The organism is Vibrio sp. S17_S38, assembly GCF_014694375.1.
Classification (GTDB): domain Bacteria; phylum Pseudomonadota; class Gammaproteobacteria; order Enterobacterales; family Vibrionaceae; genus Vibrio.
In genome coordinates this window covers 41,707-59,953 of the sequence record NZ_JAAUWW010000004.1, presented here as the reverse complement: position 1 = coordinate 59,953, position 18,247 = coordinate 41,707, and the positions used below count along the sequence as shown (strand labels likewise).

Sequence of the window (18,247 nt, the reverse complement as noted above, 5' to 3'; positions counted from 1 at the left end):
CTTATTTCTCCTGTCCAGTTTGTGTTTTATTAGACGGTTGAGCGATTGCTTTTTCTTGATCGTAATCGTTGTTTTCGTCGTCTAACCATTTCACGTCTTTCATCTTACGCACTACAACGAATTCATCGCGATTAGAACCCACGGTTCCGTAGTAGTTAAAGCCGTAAGATTGCTGAGCGTAACCACCAATCATGTGGGTTGGTTTTGGCGTGATACGAGTAACCGAGTTATGAATGCCACCGCGTTGTTTAGTGATTTCCGAACCAGGAATATTCACTAAACGTTCTTGGGCGTGATACATCATCACCATGCCTTCAGGCACACGTTGACTTACAACTGCACGAGCGGTTAGGGCGCCGTTGCTGTTAAACGCTTCGATCCAATCGTTATCTTCAATACCAAGTTGTTTCGCATCATCTTCACTCATCCATACAATTGGACCACCGCGAGATAGTGTTAGCATTAACAGATTTTCACTGTAAGTAGAGTGAATTCCCCATTTCTGGTGCGGAGTAATGAAGTTCAACGCTTTTTCAGGGTTGCCATTGCTCTTCCTGTTGATTTCACTTTGTACTGAGCGAGTATCAACCGGCGGACGGTATGCCACTAAGCTTTCGCCGAAATCACGCATCCATTGGTGATCTTGATACAACTGCTGACGACCAGACAGGGTACGCCATGGGATAAGCTCGTGTACGTTGGTGTAACAGGCGTTGTAAGACACATGTTCATCTTCTAGACCAGACCATGTTGGGCTTGAAATAATCTTGCGTGGTTGCGCTTGAATATCACGGAAGCGGATTTTCTCATCTTCCTTATTCAAGGCTAAATGAGTATGGTTGATACCGGTTTTCTTACCCAGTGCCGCCCAAGCTTTTACTGCTACTTGACCGTTAGTCTCTGGTGCAAGTGACAGGATCACTTCGGCTGCGTCAATAGCACTTTCAATCAGTGGACGACCTTCAGCAGCGCCTTTAGTTTTGGTGTAGTTCAGCTCTTTGAGGAAATCGACTTCAACTTGAGTATCCCAGTTGATGCCTTTGCCGCCATTGCCTTCTTGATCCAAAATCGGGCCAAGTGAAGTGAAACGCTCATAAGTATTTGGATAATCACGAACCACGGTTTTAAGGTGTGGCGCAGTTTTCCCCGGGATCAGGTCACATTCGCCTTTTTTCCAATCTCTTACATCAAACGGTTGAGCAATCTCAGCGTTTGAATCGTGTTGAATTGGTAGCGAAACAAGGTCGGTTTCAATACCAAGGTGGCCAACACAGACTTCAGAGAATTTCTTCGCAATGCCTTTGTAGATTTCCCAGTCACTTTTTGCTTCCCAAGCCGGATCAACAGCGGCTGAAAGAGGGTGGATGAATGGGTGCATATCTGAAGTATTCATGTCATCTTTTTCATACCAAGTGGCAGTAGGAAGGACGATGTCAGAGAATAAACAGGTGCTCGACATACGGAAATCAAGCGTCACAACAAGATCAAGCTTGCCTTCGGTGCCATTATCTTTCCATTCGATTTCTTCTGGTTTCACTTTACCTTGCTGACCAAGATCTTTGCCTTGAATACCATTTTCAGTACCCAGCAAATATTTCAGCATGTATTCATGGCCTTTACCTGATGAACCTAATAGGTTTGAACGCCAGATAAACATATTACGCGGATGATGGTCTTCTGGTTGCTCTGATGCAAACTTGATGCTGCCATCTTTTAAGTTTTTCACCATGTAATCTTCAGAACTTAAGCCTTCTGCTTTGGCTTTCTCAGCGACATGCAGCGGGTTAATATTGAATTGTGGTGATGATGGTAACCAACCCATGCGTTCTGCCTTTACGTTCATGTCGAGCAAGCTTTCGCTGTAACGCGACTTGTCGGCAAGCGGAGAAAGAAGATCATTCGAATTAACTGTCTCATAACGCCATTGGCTTGAATGGTTGTAGAAGAATGAAGTGCCATTCATGTGACGAGGCGGTTTCTGCCAATCTAGACCAAAGGCAAGGGGTTGCCAGCCAGTTTGAGGACGCAGTTTTTCTTGACCAACATAGTGCGACCAACCGCCACCACTTTGACCAACACAGCCACAAAATACCAACATGTTGATGATGCCACGGTAAGACATATCCATGTGGAACCAGTGGTTCAAACCTGCGCCAACAATAATCATTGAACGGCCACGAGTTTTCTCGGCATTTTCACCAAATTCACGAGCAATCTTGATGATTTCAGCGCGATTTACGCCAGTCACTTGTTCAGCCCATGCAGGAGAATAGGCTTTCACTTCATCATAAGTAGCTGCACAATTTTCATCATTCAGACCACGATCAATACCATAGTTTGCCATGGTTAAGTCGTAAACACTGGTGACTAAAATTTCGTTACCGTGTGCATTGGTAAGGCGTTTGGCGGGCAATTTATGTTGAATAACATCGTTCAATTCAACATTTTGGAAATGCTCGCTTGGAAGGCCACCAAAGTATGGGAAACCAACACTCACAACTTCATCGTGTGAGTCAACAAGGCTCAAACGCAGGTTACGTTCTTGGTCAGTTTTGCCATCTTTTTGCTCAAGGTTCCATTTGCCATCTTCACCCCAGCGATAACCGATAGAGCCTTGTGGCGCAATCAATTCACCGGTGGCTTCATCAATGGCAATGGTTTTCCATTCAGGGTTGTTATCTTGACCAAGATTATCGACCAAATCGGATGCACGCAGTTGGCGACCAGCCACAAAAGTGCCATCTTCGCGTTTTTCAAGTTCAACCAACATAGGCATATCAGTGTATTGCTGGGTGTAGTTTTTGAAGTACTCGACTTGGCGTTTGGTATGGAACTCGGTCAGTAAAACGTGACCCATTGCCAATGCCATTGCACTGTCGGTACCTTGTTTTGGGTTCAACCAATGGTCACACAGTTTTGCCACTTCAGCGTAATCTGGTGTTACTGCTACGGTTTTGGTTCCTTTGTAGCGAACTTCCGTGAAGAAGTGAGCATCAGGAGTACGCGTTTGAGGAACATTTGAACCCCAGGCGATGATGTATGAAGAGTTATACCAATCGGCTGATTCTGGAACATCCGTTTGCTCGCCCCATGTCATTGGTGACGCTGGTGGCAAATCACAATACCAATCGTAGAAGCTTAAACAAGTTCCGCCAATTAAAGATAAATAACGTGCACCTGAAGCGTAGGAAACCATTGACATCGCTGGAATTGGAGAGAAGCCAACAATGCGGTCAGGGCCGTGTTCTTTCGCAGTATGAACGTTTGCCGCTGCAATTAATTCGTTTGCGTCATCCCAATTAGCACGAACAAAACCTCCGCGTCCACGGGCTTTCTTGTACTGCTGCATTTTAGCTGGATCAGAGGTGATGGATTTCCATGCATCGACTGGATCGCTGTGTTGCAGTTTCGCTTCTTGCCAAAGTTTTAATAGACGTTTGCGAATCATTGGGTATTTAACTCGGTTGGCACTGTAAAGATACCAAGAATAACTAGCACCACGAGGACAACCACGTGGTTCATGATTTGGGAGATCAGGACGAGTACGAGGGTAGTCGGTTTGTTGTGTTTCCCAAGTTACTAGGCCGTTTTTAACATAGATTTTCCAACTACAAGAACCTGTACAGTTAACCCCGTGAGTGGAGCGAACAATCTTGTCATGTTGCCAACGACTACGATATCCATTTTCCCAGTCGCGGTTAGAATCCATCGATTGGCCGTGGCCATTTGAAAAGGTTTCACCTAGTTGCTTAAAGTAACGAAACCGGTCAAGAAATTTGCTCATCCGGGGGATCTCCTCATCAGGTTTTTCACCTGTAGTTATATGTATTTAGTTAATATTGACATTGGTCATCTCTGCCAGAATAGGGAGCATAAGCGGGTGGAATATTGATTTTGATCAATAAGGCATGAGTCATTAGGTCGCAGTCAAATAAAAGCTACCTCCAATTGGGTATGGGGTTTTTGTCCTTAACCTACTGTTTTATAAGTTTTATTATTATTTTTGGTACTGGTGTATATTAAGGTATATATATATAAACTATTGAGGGGTATATGAAATTGAAACTTGATGAGGATGAAGGTTGCTCAATAATGGACTGACATAAAGTAAAAACAGCCTGATCGGGGGAGATCAAGCTGTAATGCTTTCTTGCTTTCTTGCTTTCTTGCTTTCTTGCTTTCTTGCTTTCTTAGGCTTTAGATTTGCATTTGATTTTTATTTCTTCTCATAACGGCCATACACCGCCCAAGTCAAAATAATACAAGCAACATAAAAGCATAAGAAAACTTTCATGGCCCCAACCGGGGATCCTGTCAGTGCTAGAGACGTACCAAAGGCTTTGGGGATGAAGAATCCACCAATTGCGCCAATAGCAGAAATAAAGCCTAATGCTGCCGCCGAATCTTTGACTGCTCGCGCTTGTGCTTTTTCTTCGTTGCCGCCATTTTCACGTAGCATTCTTTCAACTGTTAATTGTCTAAATACCACCGCAATCATTTGGAAAGTTGAACCACTACCTAGGCCGGCTGTGGCAAATAACAACATAAAACCAATAAAGAACAATTTGAAATTACCGTTGGCGGATGCTTCTCCAGGTAAGAAGTAGAAAATTGAAGCTGTAAATATTGCCATCAATATAAAGTTAATGGTGGTGACTTTGATGCCACCAAGCTTATCGGATAATGCACCGCCTACAGGTCGCATTAATGCACCTAATAATGGGCCAAGAAAGGCGATGTGGATAATATCTATGGTTGGGAATTGAGTTTTGGTTAACATTGCAAATCCGGCAGAAAAACCAATAAAGGAACCAAAAGTCGATAAATATAAAAAGCTTAATACCCACATATGAGGGCGTTTTAACACTGGCAGTTGCTCAGAAATAGATGCTTTAGCGGTGGCAATATCGTTCATGCCAAGCCATGCCGCCAAGGTAGTTATAATAATAAACGGTACCCAAATGAGAGGTGCATTGGCTAGCCATAACATGCTGCCATCCGGTTGTTGAGAGCCAGAAACAAAGAAACTAAAGATACCCATAGAAACGGCAAGTGGCGCAAATAATTGCATGACACTCACGCCAAGATTACCTAAGCCACCATTTAAGCCTAGCGCGCCACCTTGTTTATGTTTTGGAAAGAAGAAACTGATGTTTGACATGCTTGATGCAAAGTTGCCACCAGCGAAACCACACAGTAGAGAAATTAAGACAAAAATAGAATAGGGCGTATTTGAATCTTGAACGGCAATGGATAGCCAGATGCAGGGTACTGCCAGGAAGGCGGTTGTGAAGGCAGTCCAACGACGTCCACCTACAATGGGCACCATAAACGAATAAGGGATACGCATTATTGCGCCGGAGGCAGAAGGTAATGCCGTTAACAAAAACAGTTGATCGGTAGTAAAGGTGAACCCTACTCGATTAAGATTGATAGAAACTGTGCTAAACATCATCCAAACACAGAAAGAGAGCAACAGACAGGGAATAGAAATCCATAAATTCTTACGGGCAATATGCTGGCCTTCCTGCTGCCAAAACGTCGGGTCTTCCGGTACCCAATTGGTTAACACCTTGCTAATATTTTTATTCTTATGAATGGTCGATTCCATTTCAAAATCCTTACTAAGTTTGCAAAATAGAAGCTAGCTTTGACCTATTTTTAAAGGGACTTTTTGACTCATATCAATTGAATGCCAGTTTTTGAGTTGCGTAGCGTTGACATCAAACCTATATGGGTAGAATTTGTATGGTTATTAATTTGTTTATTATTAATGGTTTAAGTTTTACCGTTGAGGGTGATGAATGGAAAAGTGGTGTGATGGATATTAAGTGATACCTATAAATGGTTATATGGTTCTATCTCAAAAAGCATAAAATATGGCCTTATTCTTTGTGAAAGACTGCCATGAAGCTAATTCAATTAAAGAAAGATCAATCAAAGCAAGCTCAATCAAAACAAACGCTTTCTAGTCCTCTCTGGAATCCATTTTCGCTCGTCAGTAAATAAGGTTTGGGAGCTTGAAGATGGATTACGTAGTTATGGCACTTTAAAAATTGAGTTTTTGCATGACGAAGTTGCTTCAGAGGATGATTTACAACTGATTGACACGTTAAGTAAACAGATTACTCGTTCATTAGCCTCTAAATACCAAGAGCATTTAAATGGTGAATTAATGTTAGCCAATGAGAGGGCGACTATTGCTCGTGAATTGCATGATTCCATTGCTCAATCTTTGTCTTGTTTGAAGATCCGTTTGAGTTGCTTGCAAATGCAAAGCAGCAATTTTTCGGATGATCAAAAAAACTTAGTGAAGGAAATGCGTGAGGAAGTAGATACGGCCTATACCCAGCTTCGCCATTTACTGGCGACCTTTAGACTGAAATTGACGGAACCCGGTTTATTAGCTGCATTGGAAAATACGGTTGAAGAATTTAATGAGAAATTGGGTTTAATGATCAACTTAAACTTTGAAGTGCCAGCCAATAGTATTTCTTCCCATCAAGCTGTGCATATTGTGCATATTGTTCGTGAAGCATTATCCAACATTTATAAACATGCAAATGCGAGCATTGTTCATATTGATGCAAAATATGATGTTAATAACCAAAAAGTTGCTGTCACGGTAACGGATAATGGTCGTGGTATGAATACAATCACCGAGCCAAAAAATCACTATGGTCTCACTATTATGAAAGACAGAGCCAAGTCGTTACCCGGTCAGCTCAATATTGAGTCAAAACAAGGGGAAGGGACTCGTATTAATATTGAGTTCTCGCCACAATAAAAAGGTATTGCTATGGAATTACAACACAACGATAAGTCGACCATATTATTAATTGATGATCACCCGATGTTATGCGGTGGTGTTAAACATCTGATTGAGATGAATGGCAGTATGCAAGTGGTAGCAATGGCTCACACTGGCACAGATGGTATTGCATTAGCGAAAGAGCACGATCCTGATCTTATCTTGTTAGATCTTAATATGCCTGAAATGAATGGCTTAGAGACCTTACGTGAATTACGGAACTGCCGTTTATCGAGCCGAGTCGTGGTGTTTACTGTCTCGAATTATAAAGGTGACTTAACCAATGCAATTAAGTTAGGTGCAGATGGTTATTTACTGAAAGATATGGAGCCGGAAGAACTAATAAAGGCCATTGATCAAGCTTGCAATGGTCAAATGGTATTAAGTCCAGAAATGGCGCCGATTTTAATGGAAGGTTTGCGAAGTAAAAAAGAAGCGCCACGCGGAGTAGATAGTTTAACTAAAAGAGAATTTCAAACCTTAAAGCTGGTTGCAACAGGTATGACGAACAAGATGATTGCACGTAAACTTGGAATTGCAGAAGGGACCGTGAAAGTTCACGTTAAAAGTTTACTTAAAAAATTGAATTTGCGTTCACGCGTAGAAATGGCGGTATGGGCACATGAAGAGAAAGTGTGTTAATCAAGGAATAATTAAAGAAAGTCGACCCTAGCATTTGTCCTTAAATGCCAGGGTTGAATAGAGATTAAAGTCTATCGTTTAAGTAGGATTGATAGTCTGGGATTTCGATATCCACTTCTTGCTCAAGTAATTGTGAATTAAATAAAAATTTAGCAGTAGCACGGTTAGTGGCCACGGGAATATTCCAAACAGAGGCTATGCGTAGTAACGCTTTAACATCGGGATCATGTGGTACAGCATTTAATGGATCCCAAAAGAAAATCATCATGTCTATTTTTCCTTCAGAAATCAGTGCGCCAAGTTGTTGATCTCCGCCCATTGGACCACTGATTAAGCTTTTAATCGCAAGTCCTGTTTCCTTGCTTAACATATGGCCTGTTGTGCCAGTAGCGTAGAGAAAGTGTTTTTGCAGTTTCTCTTTATTTTCGATTACCCAGCGAAGTAATTCAGGTTTGTAATTATCATGCGCGACAAGTGCAACGTTTTTGTGTGCGGGCATGGTACGAATGGTTTTCTTCATTATTAGCATCCTAACTGAGTAATGATAAATATTGGCTACGTAACAGCATAAGTGAAACATTAAAAAATAAATAGACGATAAGTGTACCTATGTCTATTTATTTGTAATTACTTGACGATAAAGCGTTATAAGTTTTAAGCATCAATAATTAGCGGTTTTCAAAGCGATTATAATCGAGTAATCCGGCTTCAATTGGTTGATCTTTTTCATACCATTGGTGCAATTCATCACTGAATTTCCAAAAATCATCTGAACTTCGTCTAACTCCATAACGGTCTAATAAAGCAATGTAATTATCATCATTGTTTAAACTGGCGAGCCGTTGATAAAAATCGCCGATATCGGATTCTTTTAATTTAATGAATGCAGAAGGATAGCTACCAAGTACGCCTTTGACTAAAGTTAGATTATCCTTTTCTTTTTGGCGATTACTCTCTTCATCAAATAAGCTCGAGATATTGCTATGAGCATTGTTATGAATCAATGTGAACACCTGTTGTTTACCTGATTTAGTGGTCACCATGATTGAAATTAACGGAGGTGTACGATAAATGCCTTTTCCTTGCAGGTTATTTATTTCGCTTAAAATAGCTTCGTTTTTTATCGATAATCCCGTGTTTTTTATCGAGTAACGGTCAGATAAAACGGGTTTAAGCCGTTGCTCCAAAATGCCATACAATTCCATTTTTGGATTATTGGTTTTATAGTGAATATTGGTCGGTTGTTCAAATGGTGCTACATCACGTTGGATAAAGTTACTTAGTTGCGGTGAAGGATCTTGATACCAACTTTCCATTTGTTTATGGCGTTCTTCAACGGGAAGCAGCGATAAAAAGTTTTCTTCTCCTTCCATACGTAGGAAATCCATAAACATGCGAGTCATTAATTGGTGACCAAAGTTGCCATAAATATCAAACCCATCAACAAGAAGATATTGGATTCGTTCTAATAAAGAGTAATCCATTACCCAAGCTGTTTTAGGTGCTTTACCTACTAAACCTTTTACGACCGAAGCGCTATCAAAGTGACGAAAAACGGTTAATGCGGCATTATCATTCTCCTCATCACCATCCCAAATTAATTCAGCAGTTAAATGCTGACCATCTTTGAACCATTCATTCATATAACGAGATTTAGCTTCTAAATAAGCGGCTTGCTGTTTGGAATATGATAACCATTGATAAGTGGGAACAACGGTACTTTTTTCAGTTGGTAAGCGTAAATTCTCGATTTGACTGCTATAGAATTGTTTAACTTTATCTAAGCTTGATGACTTAGGATCGACGAAGAAAACCCAAAAATGGTCGTTAATTACATTCAACGCTAATTGTCCTCTGCAAACAGGCCCCTTGATAAAGCTCATGATGGTATTTTGAGCATTATCTAGCATGAAGCGATATCGAGATTCAACGGGGATGTCCACAAATGCCGTCATGGGATTTGCTGCAACCGAAGCTTTATAACTCGGTAAAACGTTGACTTCATACGCTGGCTTGATAAATAAAGATTCTATTCGCTTTAATTTTTGATCATTTAATGCATAAGGCTGGTGGGTCTTATCAACAATAGTGGCAGGGTAAGCAACCAAGCGATAATACACTCGATCAGTTTTAGGATCAGAGTAAGGGCGACGAGTGACGATTCGTTTGACCGGCTCACCGGGTGGGGTAAACGATCGAACTATCATGAAAAATTGAATGTCACTCCCCTCAGTCGCTCTTTGAAAGTCTGAAAAATATAAGTGTGATAAAAAGAGGTGTTCATATACATAACGACTCATTAATTGTTGTTTTAACGAATCTCCATTTAAGAAGGTCTCCCATTTATCTACTTGTTTCAGCTGAGGTTGTGATAAAGGTTGATGAGCAGTCATTACGGCTCCATTTGAAAGCCATTGCATTAAAGTATTGTGCTCTTTATTGGTTAATGCTGGCATTCCATAAGGCATTCCCCATGTTGGATAATTGGCTGCGTATTGATCATATTCTTCAATCGTTGGGCATTGTTGGGTTCGATCAACCGAGAAATCAAAACCTTCTAGCTGATTTTGTTTTACCATCGGATGTTCTTTTTTCTGAGCTAATAAGCGAGCAACTAACCCTGCTTCTAAATTTGCTTCTGGAATTTGAGATCGCTCATTGAGCACAGGGTGAAAGCCAATGTCTCGCCATTCTTGTGTTGTCTGAGCATCTTCAAATAAACGGGTTGGATTCGTCGCAGTTAGACGGGTTCCTGCATATACCAGGCTTTTATTTGCTCCACGGTCAATACCTTCTACGGAGGATAATTTCAATTGGCAGGGAGCATCATAACAGGCATGACAAACCACGCAGCGGTTATCTAAAATGGGTTTTATATCGTTGATAAAATGTTGCGCTGCTTGAGTGTCGAACTTTGGTGTCCGTGGCTGAACTTGCTGTTTCCCAAAGAGGTTATCATAATTTAACCCAGTATAAACGGCGCATCCAGAAAACGTTACGAGTGCCAGTATGGAGAGGAAGTGCTTCAATTTCATTGAGAGTTCACTATTGATAGTTAAGTCATATGTTTTAACTGTGAAGATAGCAAATCTAAATTAATTGTTAACTATTATTTATTGGTTATATAGACGTCACTAGAAATTTTGTTAAATACTGCTAACCTTAATTAAACAATCAGCAACTTAAATGCAATGCCATAGATGCATTCAGCATAACAATGTTGGTACTGTGTTTTTTACATAAGTGAGAGTGTACACTCTTTTTTCTTTTAATTTCAATCGAATGAACTTAACGAAAGTGTTCCATTGTGCTAAATTTATCCCGAATTTAAAACATAATAAAATAGAGATTATTAATATGAAAAAATTAAAAATAGCAGTAGTGGCAGCTCTAGGTGTAACAACGCTTAGTGGCTGTATGGGACAAATGGGTGTAACTGGCCTAGTAGGTAAAGCTAACTTAATGGCTGTTGATAACCGTTATGCTCGTGAAGGCCTATTTCTTTTAATGAGCCCAGTTTATGCGATTGCATCTGTTGGCGATTTATTCATTTTTAACGCCATCGAATTTTGGACTGGTAAAAACGTGATCACTGGCAAATCACCAGCACTTGTTGATACACCAGCACCATCTTTACTTAAAGTAAATGACAAGCTAGATAGCTCTTTGACTACAGTACCAGTTCAAGCGAACAATGCTGATATTGAAAACGCAACAATTGAACAAATTGATGCGAACACACTGCAAATGAACGTTGCTTATGTAAATGGTACTCAAAAAACATTACGTGGCGTTAAATCTGGCGATCTAGTTACTTTTTATGCTGATAATCAACTTATCACTACAGTAAAAGTACAAGAATTAGAAGATTACGTAGCAGCAGCTAAACTGTAATTTGAGATACTGTTTTACTTGAAGCCGTAATTTACCCTCTCTCAGGGCATATAACGTTTAGGCTTTGAGTTAATGCCAAAAAACGAATAATAAAATGCAGAGTACTTCGGTCACTCTGCATTTTTTATGCCTGATTTAAATAACCTGAATTCTAAATAATTTAATCTAAACAACTTGTTATTTTAGTTCCTAACTTCGTTAAAATTAACGCAATATGCCAGCTATTGATTCATAATCTTTTCTCGTTATGTGCCTAAAATTCCTACTCTGTTCTATAAGTGATAAAAATAGACCATAAATTAGTAGGTTATAAATTTTTTTATCCAGAATACAGGTTAAATGTGTCGACGTTTTAAAGATCACAGAATTCAATATTTACGACTTAAGTCCAACAGTCATTGATGAAAAAAAACGACATAGTGTCATTAATGAATGATGGGAGAGTTAAGTATGTTTGAAATGACAGTATTAATGATTGAAAAGAGTTTCCTCTTAATAGGCATTGTTCTTATTTTAATCAGCATGATGCAATACGGAAAGAGAAGTCAAGATTGGAAAGGTTTAGTTACTATCTTCTATAAACGAGTAGAAATGTCGGTAAGTGAATTTAAATATTATAAATTAGGAGTGTCATTAGTGATATTTGCAGTGATACTACGTATATTATTTTTGACCTTATGGCCATAATTAGTAGTGAATTATATATTTAACAATGGGTTGCGATAGTTTGGTGTGAGGTATGTTTTGATAATGAAATGGTTTTCGTAGTTGCTATCTTCCATAAGGTATCATAAAAAAAAATGAAATATCAGACTAGTAACAAAAAAATCTCAACCTATAATACTGAAAACCGGAGCGCCTGCCAACGCTCCGGTTTTTTTGTGTCCGAAATATGCGAATGCTTCTGCCAAAGCGATTCGCTACGCAACTTGCTGATACAGTAAAGCTGCGAACCAAAATAGGACGCGTCATTATTTGTTTCAAAGGAAGTGTATAAAATGCGTATCGAACAAGAACTAAAGTTAGGCTTTAAAGATGTTTTATTTCGCCCTAAGCGTTCAACTCTAAAAAGTCGTTCTCAAGTAAACTTAACCCGCGATTTTACATTCAAGCATAGTGGTCGTCAATGGGCTGGTGTACCTGTTATTGCGGCTAATATGGATTCAGTAGGCACTTTTGCAATGGCACAAGCACTTGCTGAACATAACGTAATGACTGCGATTCATAAGCACTATACCGTTGCTGACTGGGCCGATTTCATTAAAAATAATGAAGCTAAAGTTTTGAATAACGTCATGGTTTCAACGGGAACATCAGACGCTGATTTCCAGAAAACCCAAGATATTATGGCATTAACCGATGACATAATTTTTATCTGTGTTGATATAGCTAATGGTTATTCTGAGCATCTTGTTGATTACGTGATGAAAGTACGTGAAGCTTTTCCTGATAAAGTGATCAGCGCTGGTAACGTAGTAACCGGTGATATGGTTGAAGAGTTAATTCTTGCAGGTGCCGATATGGTTAAAGTTGGTATTGGCCCTGGTTCTGTATGTACAACTCGCGTAAAAACAGGGGTTGGTTATCCTCAACTTTCTGCCATTATTGAATGTGCGGATGCTGCACATGGCCTTGGTGGAACCATTGTTGGTGACGGTGGTTGTACTTGCGCCGGTGATGTATCTAAAGCCTTTGGTGGCGGCGCCGATTTCGTAATGCTTGGTGGCATGCTAGCTGGACATGAAGAATCAGGTGGCGAGCGCATTGAACAAGATGGTAAGTCATTCATGAAATTTTATGGTATGTCTTCACAGTCTGCTATGAAGAAGCATTCTGGTGGTGTTGCTAAATACCGTGCAGCTGAGGGGAAAACAGTATTGATTCCATTTCGTGGAACGGTGCACGATACCATCAATGATATTCTTGGTGGAGTACGCTCAACCTGCACATACGTTGGCGCGGCGAAGCTTAAAGAGCTGACAAAACGAACCACATTTATCCGTGTTCAAGAGCAAGAAAATAACGTTTACGGACGTGAATAAATTTCTAGATTAACCCTAACAAGGTCGCTTTTTTAAGCGGCCTTTTTTATATCTAAAATTTACAAGGATAAAAGAATAGACATACAGCGAAAGTGTACTGTATATTTAAACAGTTATAGGGCTATGATAAAAAGGAAAATAGAATGACAAATGTCTACGAATTTAAGAAAAAAGAAGATTACGCAACAATAGAGCAAGTGGAACATTTACGCTGGATGTTTTCCCCTTTTAATTCTAATCGTGATCAATTTACATTAGCTAAAGTCAGCACCACACATCAAATCATGTCTTTTACTGATCGTGGTTGTACATTAAGCCCTAAAGAAATTCATGAATATCTAAGTGAAATTAAGCCAATGCCAAAAAGTGCGCATGAAATGGTTGCCAGCATGATGACGGCGTGTTGATTTTACAAACATCAAATAAAGTGCATAAAAAAGCCAGTAACTAGGTTGAAGTGACCTTAAAGCTTACTGGCTTAATAAAAAATAATTAACGATTTAAAGTACGGCTTTGTAACTCAAAAATTAATTTTTCTGCGCTACATTCAAATTTAATTCGAGCTGTTAACTGCGTAGTATCATCAGTCATATCTTCAACTTGATATTCAAATTTGTCATTTACCCGTTTTGCCAATGCAAGATAAGGTTCTAAATGGGTAAGTAGGGTTGCTTTGTTTGGACCTTGAATATGAACATCTGCAACATCATCACCTTCTTTGATGATAAATCCCATTTCAGCACTGCAACCACAGGCTTCACAAACTTCGTTTTCAGTTATTTCTAGTTCTAATTCTTGTCTTTGGTTATTCATGCTTATTACCTTAAAGTAACGATTTACTTTATTTTACGCCTCATTTTTTTGCAAAACTAGCCAATAATCATGATGAAAATCAAACAATAGTTTAATTTCTGAAAGATTATGTTTATGAAGCAAAACCTATACCGGGTAAACGATGGGAAAACCATAAGTAGGGTGTGGCTGAATAAATGTTGGATACCCGTAGACTTGTGAAATGTTTTTTGGGGTTAATGTTTCCCAAGGATTGCCATCTGCAATGATTTCTCCTTGGTTAAGTAATAAGATCCGATCTGCGTATTGCGCTGTTAAGTTTAAATCATGAAGTACGATAATAACGGTAGCACCGCTGTCTGCCATTGTTTTCGCTAAAGATAGCGTTCTATGTTGATGGGCTAAATCTAAAGCCGATGTTGGTTCATCTAACATAAAAATACAATTATCTGCTGCACTGCTTAATTGAGTGAGTACCCGGGCTAAATGAACTCGTTGTTTTTCTCCTCCCGACAGTGAAGGGTAAGAGCGCTCACTTAGGTCAGAAATACCAACGGTTGCCATGGTTTTTTGAGTGATTTGCTTTAAATTGTGATTATTCAGATTTAATGGGATTCCCCCTAACTCCACGACTTCTTTAGCCAAAAATGGGAAAGTAAGCGTACTTTGTTGAGGTAGCATGCCAAGTTGTTTCGCCAACTGAGATTTATCCCAATCTTGCTGTGCTTTACCAAAGTAGTGCAAAGTCGGCCCTTGATCGTCATTAGCTAATTTAGGTTTCTTGGGAAGTGACTGTTCACCACTTAAAATTTTGAGTAGGCTACTTTTTCCTGTTCCATTCGGCCCTAATAAAGCGGTCACTTGTCCTTGGTAAATATCCAAATTAAGATCATTTAGGATAAGCTTATTACCAAATTGTAGGTGAATATGACGAGCTTTAATGGAGGCAGCTAAAGGTTCCGAAGTCGTTAACATTAAACAATCCGTCCTTTTTGGGAAAACAGAAGGTATAAAAAGAATGGGGCACCCACAATTGCCGTCACAATACCAACCGGTAATTCTGCAGGAGTTACGGCGACGCGTGCGAACATATCCGCTAGCGTTAATAATAATGCACCTAGAATTGCTGAGAAAGGTAGTAGTGCACGATGATCTGGCCCAATTAACATTCGCCCAAGATGAGGGATGACGAGTCCGATAAATCCTATCATGCCACTTAAACTTACTGTAACGCCGACACCGACGGCGGTTAATAATATTAATTTACGTTTCAATGATTGGACTGGAACGCCAAGATGAGTAGCTTCAGCTTCACCGAGCAATAAAGCATTGAGTGGCATTGCTTGTCGCATAAAAAATGCCAGTAAGCCGATTAATGTTATAGCGGCTAAACCAATTCCTGCCCATGTAGCACCAGCTAACGAACCCATTGACCAAAGAGATAAATCTCTCAGCATTTGATCGTTTGCAATAAAGTTTAAATAACCAATCGCAGCACCCGATAATGCACTTATCGCGACTCCAGCGAGTAGCATTACAGTCACAGAAGTACCAAATTGGCTCGTACCTAATTTATAAACAATGATTGTCGTTAATGCGCCACCTAAGAAAGCAAAAATTGGAACAGCGGCTATATCCATAAATAGCGGATAGTCTTGTTTTAATTCAGCGAAGAAAACAATGGCGAGTGCCGCGCCAAGTGCCGCGCCAGATGAGACCCCAATAATTCCTGGCTCGGCTAATGGATTACGAAATAGCCCCTGCATGACAGCGCCACATAAACCTAAAATTGCGCCAATTAATAAGCATAACAGTGTGCGAGGTAAGCGTACTTGTTGGATGATAAGTTCAACATGTATCGGCAAGTCGTGCATTTTTGGTGTCATAAACGTAGGTAAAATGTTTTGAATACTACTTTGAAGGCTGTGACTAAATGAAATGTTCATTGGGCCGACGGAAATAGAGATGACGATAATAATACACAGTAACAATGTAAATGCCGTAAATAGAAGGCTAAAAGGAATATGGCGTAACATGTTACTTCCTGTCTAATAAGTTAAGGATAAATAAGAGCTTGGATTCGTTTTGCTTCGGCTAAACTTTTTAGCCCTAAACCGCCGACTAAAGCATGGCCATCAATGGTAATAATACTTTTAGATTGACCAGCAGGAGTTGCTGCCAGTAGTGGCATTTTTTTTAAGATAGCGTCTGCACCACCTAATTTATCAAAGCTACGGCCGCTAACTAAAATAATATCAGGTTGCATTTCAATCATGGCTTCAGTTGAAATTGGCTTATAAGACTCTAATTTCTCAGCCGCTGGATTCACACCACCAACAAGTTTAATAATGGCATCAGGGGTTGTATTGCTTCCTGCAACATTGGCAGGTCTCCCTTCATGGATCAGTAAGAAAAGAATCTTTTTCGCAGATGCTATTTTCTGTTGTTCAAGATTTTTTTGTTCTAACTGCGCTACCTGCGTTTGAATATCTCGTTCTAATGATTGGGCTTTTGATTGCGTATGTGTCAGTTGAGCAATTTCATTTATTCGTGTTAATAACCCATCAATATCACTCTGGCTATTGACCACATTTATTTTCACGCCAGCTTCTTTCAATGTATTGAGTGTCGAAGCCGGACCCATTTCATCGGATCCAATAATTCTACTTGGGTTGAGAGCAAGTAAACCCTCGCTTGAAAGCTGACGATGATAACCTACTACTGGTAATTCAGATTTTGTTGGTTGAGTACTCGTTAGATCGATAGCAACTAATTGATCACTCGCGCCTAAAGCTTCTATTATTTCAGTGACTGCACCACCTGCGCTTATGATTCGTTCAGCAGCCATTACCGTTGTTTGTGGCAATAATGTTAGAGCTACTATAAAAGTTACTCGATGAAAAAAAATGCTGATATTAAAAGGTTTAGGTAGCGTAATTAATGGTTTGAAATTCATCATTTAGGATCTTCCATGAGTATTTGTGTAGCAGCAATATTATGCTGATGTAAAAAGGCGAATAATTTGACGATATGCTGAATTTCTGCGCTCTTGTCTGCCGCAATCACAATTGGCTTATCAGGGGACTTTTGGACTAATGCAACTAACGACAGTTGAAATTTTTCCCAATCTGGCATTGCTTTGCCATCAATAGCCCAGAACGGTTCTTTTTTTAAGATATTAAGTGTGATCGATTTATTATCCACTGCTTGGGCTACTGATTGTTCAGAATCGGGAAGATCAACTTCTAGAGAGCTCAATTTGACCGATGCGGTGAGGAGTAAAAACACCATTACGATAAAAATAATATCCAATAAAGGGGTTAGATCTGGCGTTAATCCAGTTGGTGAATAAGACCGTTGTGAACGAATCATGATAGGTTGGCTACTTTATCGTTGGTATTAACCTTGGGATCTAAATACGGTCTATTGCTACTAGCAAGTTCAACACCTTCTAACCATAAATTAAGACGATTCAATCCATGCTCTAAACGAAAGATCACTCGTTCAGACCAAAGTGTGAATAATTGCGCTGCCGAAATAGCTGGTAGAGCAACAATCAAACCTGCAGCCGTTGTTCTCATTGCAAGCCCTAAACCATCGGCCAGATCATTGGGAGTAATATTACCCGTGCTTGCAGCGACGCCTTTGAACATAGCTATCAAGCCTAATACCGTTCCTAATAATCCTATTAATGGACTAATTACACCGATCAGCGTTAATAATTTCAAACCACTTTGGAGTTGTAACCGTTTCTCTTGTAACCACATTTCTGCAATATCTTCACGTAATGCTTTTGGGGTATGTTGCTGACGAAGTAACAGACTTGTACCTTGATAGAGTAATGCTTTCTTGTCGGATAATTGCTCTGATAATTTAAATATTCGGAATGAATCATTACGGTCAACGTTGCTTAAATATTGGGAGATTTGCTTACGTCCAATATGTAAATTGAGTACAACATGGAGGCTGCGTTCAATTATGATAATAAGAGTTAGGAGTGAGCAAATTGCCAATGGCCAAGCCATTAAACCGAATTGTGTTTGAATCTGTAAAATAAATGCCATTA

General features: G+C 39.7%; 16 protein-coding genes. 6 read left to right on the top strand and 10 right to left on the bottom strand.

Annotation, left to right across the window (positions count from 1 at the left end):
• Position 1 precedes the first annotated feature (1 nt).
• Both HC725_RS04610 and HC725_RS04605 read right to left on the bottom strand, forming a co-directional pair.
• Positions 2–3,784 carry a nitrate reductase subunit alpha gene (locus HC725_RS04610; protein WP_190330605.1) on the bottom strand — a complete coding sequence of 1,261 codons (3,783 nt, stop codon included), beginning with the start codon at positions 3,782–3,784 and terminating at the stop codon, positions 2–4.
• 432 nt (positions 3,785–4,216) lie between these two features.
• On the bottom strand, positions 4,217–5,611 hold the full coding sequence (locus HC725_RS04605) for a NarK family nitrate/nitrite MFS transporter (RefSeq protein WP_190330604.1): 1,395 nt from the start codon (positions 5,609–5,611) through the stop codon (positions 4,217–4,219).
• 453 nt (positions 5,612–6,064) lie between these two features.
• Here HC725_RS04605 and HC725_RS04600 point away from each other — a divergent pair, with 453 nt between their 5' ends.
• Positions 6,065–6,787 carry a histidine kinase gene (locus HC725_RS04600; RefSeq protein ID WP_190330603.1) on the top strand — a complete coding sequence of 241 codons (723 nt, stop codon included), beginning with the start codon at positions 6,065–6,067 and terminating at the stop codon, positions 6,785–6,787.
• 12 nt (positions 6,788–6,799) lie between these two features.
• Positions 6,800–7,453 carry a two-component system response regulator NarL gene (gene narL, locus HC725_RS04595; protein ID WP_190330602.1) on the top strand — a complete coding sequence of 218 codons (654 nt, stop codon included), beginning with the start codon at positions 6,800–6,802 and terminating at the stop codon, positions 7,451–7,453.
• 64 nt (positions 7,454–7,517) lie between these two features.
• Here the strand turns inward: narL and HC725_RS04590 are convergent, their stop codons facing one another.
• Complete coding sequence (locus tag HC725_RS04590; RefSeq protein WP_190330601.1) at positions 7,518–7,973, bottom strand: methylglyoxal synthase; 456 nt, start codon at positions 7,971–7,973, stop codon at positions 7,518–7,520.
• A gap of 148 nt (positions 7,974–8,121) precedes the next feature.
• Positions 8,122–10,488 (bottom strand): fatty acid cis/trans isomerase, encoded by a 2,367-nt coding sequence (locus HC725_RS04585; RefSeq protein ID WP_190330600.1) that lies wholly within the window; start codon positions 10,486–10,488, stop codon positions 8,122–8,124.
• A gap of 322 nt (positions 10,489–10,810) precedes the next feature.
• Between HC725_RS04585 and HC725_RS04580 the strand changes: the two genes are divergently transcribed.
• The 4 genes from HC725_RS04580 to HC725_RS04570 all read left to right on the top strand — a co-directional run bounded on the left by HC725_RS04580 (position 10,811) and on the right by HC725_RS04570 (position 13,796).
• Positions 10,811–11,347 (top strand): DUF3332 domain-containing protein, encoded by a 537-nt coding sequence (locus HC725_RS04580; protein ID WP_190330599.1) that lies wholly within the window; start codon positions 10,811–10,813, stop codon positions 11,345–11,347.
• Positions 11,348–11,797: 450 nt separating this feature from the next.
• Positions 11,798–12,034: a hypothetical protein gene (locus tag HC725_RS16705; RefSeq protein ID WP_238928427.1), complete on the top strand. Its 237-nt coding sequence runs from the start codon at positions 11,798–11,800 to the stop codon at positions 12,032–12,034.
• A 311-nt stretch (positions 12,035–12,345) separates the two neighbouring features.
• Complete coding sequence (locus tag HC725_RS04575) at positions 12,346–13,389, top strand: GMP reductase (protein WP_190330598.1); 1,044 nt, start codon at positions 12,346–12,348, stop codon at positions 13,387–13,389.
• Positions 13,390–13,532: 143 nt separating this feature from the next.
• The gene (locus HC725_RS04570; protein ID WP_190330597.1) at positions 13,533–13,796 is read left to right on the top strand and encodes a hypothetical protein; all 264 of its coding nucleotides are present in this window, start codon (positions 13,533–13,535) and stop codon (positions 13,794–13,796) included.
• 85 nt (positions 13,797–13,881) lie between these two features.
• On the opposite strand, the gene HC725_RS04565 is transcribed toward HC725_RS04570, so the two are convergent.
• The 6 genes from HC725_RS04565 to HC725_RS04540 form a co-directional block, all read right to left on the bottom strand.
• Complete coding sequence (locus HC725_RS04565) at positions 13,882–14,202, bottom strand: YfcZ/YiiS family protein (RefSeq protein ID WP_190330596.1); 321 nt, start codon at positions 14,200–14,202, stop codon at positions 13,882–13,884.
• 126 nt (positions 14,203–14,328) lie between these two features.
• Positions 14,329–15,156: a heme ABC transporter ATP-binding protein gene (locus HC725_RS04560; protein WP_190330595.1), complete on the bottom strand. Its 828-nt coding sequence runs from the start codon at positions 15,154–15,156 to the stop codon at positions 14,329–14,331.
• Positions 15,156–16,217 (bottom strand): FecCD family ABC transporter permease, encoded by a 1,062-nt coding sequence (locus HC725_RS04555; RefSeq protein WP_190330594.1) that lies wholly within the window; start codon positions 16,215–16,217, stop codon positions 15,156–15,158. The genes HC725_RS04560 and HC725_RS04555 overlap by 1 nt, the downstream gene beginning before the upstream one ends.
• 20 nt (positions 16,218–16,237) lie before the next feature.
• Complete coding sequence (locus HC725_RS04550; protein WP_190330717.1) at positions 16,238–17,137, bottom strand: hemin ABC transporter substrate-binding protein; 900 nt, start codon at positions 17,135–17,137, stop codon at positions 16,238–16,240.
• A complete protein-coding gene (locus HC725_RS04545) occupies positions 17,137–17,553 on the bottom strand; it encodes an ExbD/TolR family protein (protein WP_190330593.1) in 417 nt (138 codons plus the stop codon). Before HC725_RS04545 ends, HC725_RS04550 begins: the two co-directional genes overlap by 1 nt.
• Positions 17,550–18,245: a MotA/TolQ/ExbB proton channel family protein gene (locus HC725_RS04540; RefSeq protein WP_190330592.1), complete on the bottom strand. Its 696-nt coding sequence runs from the start codon at positions 18,243–18,245 to the stop codon at positions 17,550–17,552. The genes HC725_RS04545 and HC725_RS04540 overlap by 4 nt, the downstream gene beginning before the upstream one ends.
• Positions 18,246–18,247 lie beyond the last annotated feature (2 nt).

What these genes read in the sequence shown, in the direction of transcription:
- HC725_RS04605 (WP_190330604.1), bottom strand. Translation starts at nt 5,611, where the DNA reads ATGGAATCGACCATTCATAAGAATAAAAATATTAGCAAGGTGTTAACC.
- HC725_RS04580 (WP_190330599.1), top strand. Translation starts at nt 10,811, where the DNA reads ATGAAAAAATTAAAAATAGCAGTAGTGGCAGCTCTAGGTGTAACAACG.
- HC725_RS04570 (WP_190330597.1), top strand. Translation starts at nt 13,533, where the DNA reads ATGACAAATGTCTACGAATTTAAGAAAAAAGAAGATTACGCAACAATA.
- HC725_RS16705 (WP_238928427.1), top strand. Translation starts at nt 11,798, where the DNA reads ATGTTTGAAATGACAGTATTAATGATTGAAAAGAGTTTCCTCTTAATA.
- HC725_RS04590 (WP_190330601.1), bottom strand. Translation starts at nt 7,973, where the DNA reads ATGAAGAAAACCATTCGTACCATGCCCGCACACAAAAACGTTGCACTT.
- HC725_RS04585 (WP_190330600.1), bottom strand. Translation starts at nt 10,488, where the DNA reads ATGAAATTGAAGCACTTCCTCTCCATACTGGCACTCGTAACGTTTTCT.
- HC725_RS04560 (WP_190330595.1), bottom strand. Translation starts at nt 15,156, where the DNA reads ATGTTAACGACTTCGGAACCTTTAGCTGCCTCCATTAAAGCTCGTCAT.
- narL (WP_190330602.1), top strand. Translation starts at nt 6,800, where the DNA reads ATGGAATTACAACACAACGATAAGTCGACCATATTATTAATTGATGAT.
- HC725_RS04610 (WP_190330605.1), bottom strand. Translation starts at nt 3,784, where the DNA reads ATGAGCAAATTTCTTGACCGGTTTCGTTACTTTAAGCAACTAGGTGAA.
- HC725_RS04540 (WP_190330592.1), bottom strand. Translation starts at nt 18,245, where the DNA reads ATGGCATTTATTTTACAGATTCAAACACAATTCGGTTTAATGGCTTGG.
- HC725_RS04575 (WP_190330598.1), top strand. Translation starts at nt 12,346, where the DNA reads ATGCGTATCGAACAAGAACTAAAGTTAGGCTTTAAAGATGTTTTATTT.
- HC725_RS04555 (WP_190330594.1), bottom strand. Translation starts at nt 16,217, where the DNA reads ATGTTACGCCATATTCCTTTTAGCCTTCTATTTACGGCATTTACATTG.
- HC725_RS04550 (WP_190330717.1), bottom strand. Translation starts at nt 17,137, where the DNA reads ATGAATTTCAAACCATTAATTACGCTACCTAAACCTTTTAATATCAGC.
- HC725_RS04545 (WP_190330593.1), bottom strand. Translation starts at nt 17,553, where the DNA reads ATGATTCGTTCACAACGGTCTTATTCACCAACTGGATTAACGCCAGAT.
- HC725_RS04565 (WP_190330596.1), bottom strand. Translation starts at nt 14,202, where the DNA reads ATGAATAACCAAAGACAAGAATTAGAACTAGAAATAACTGAAAACGAA.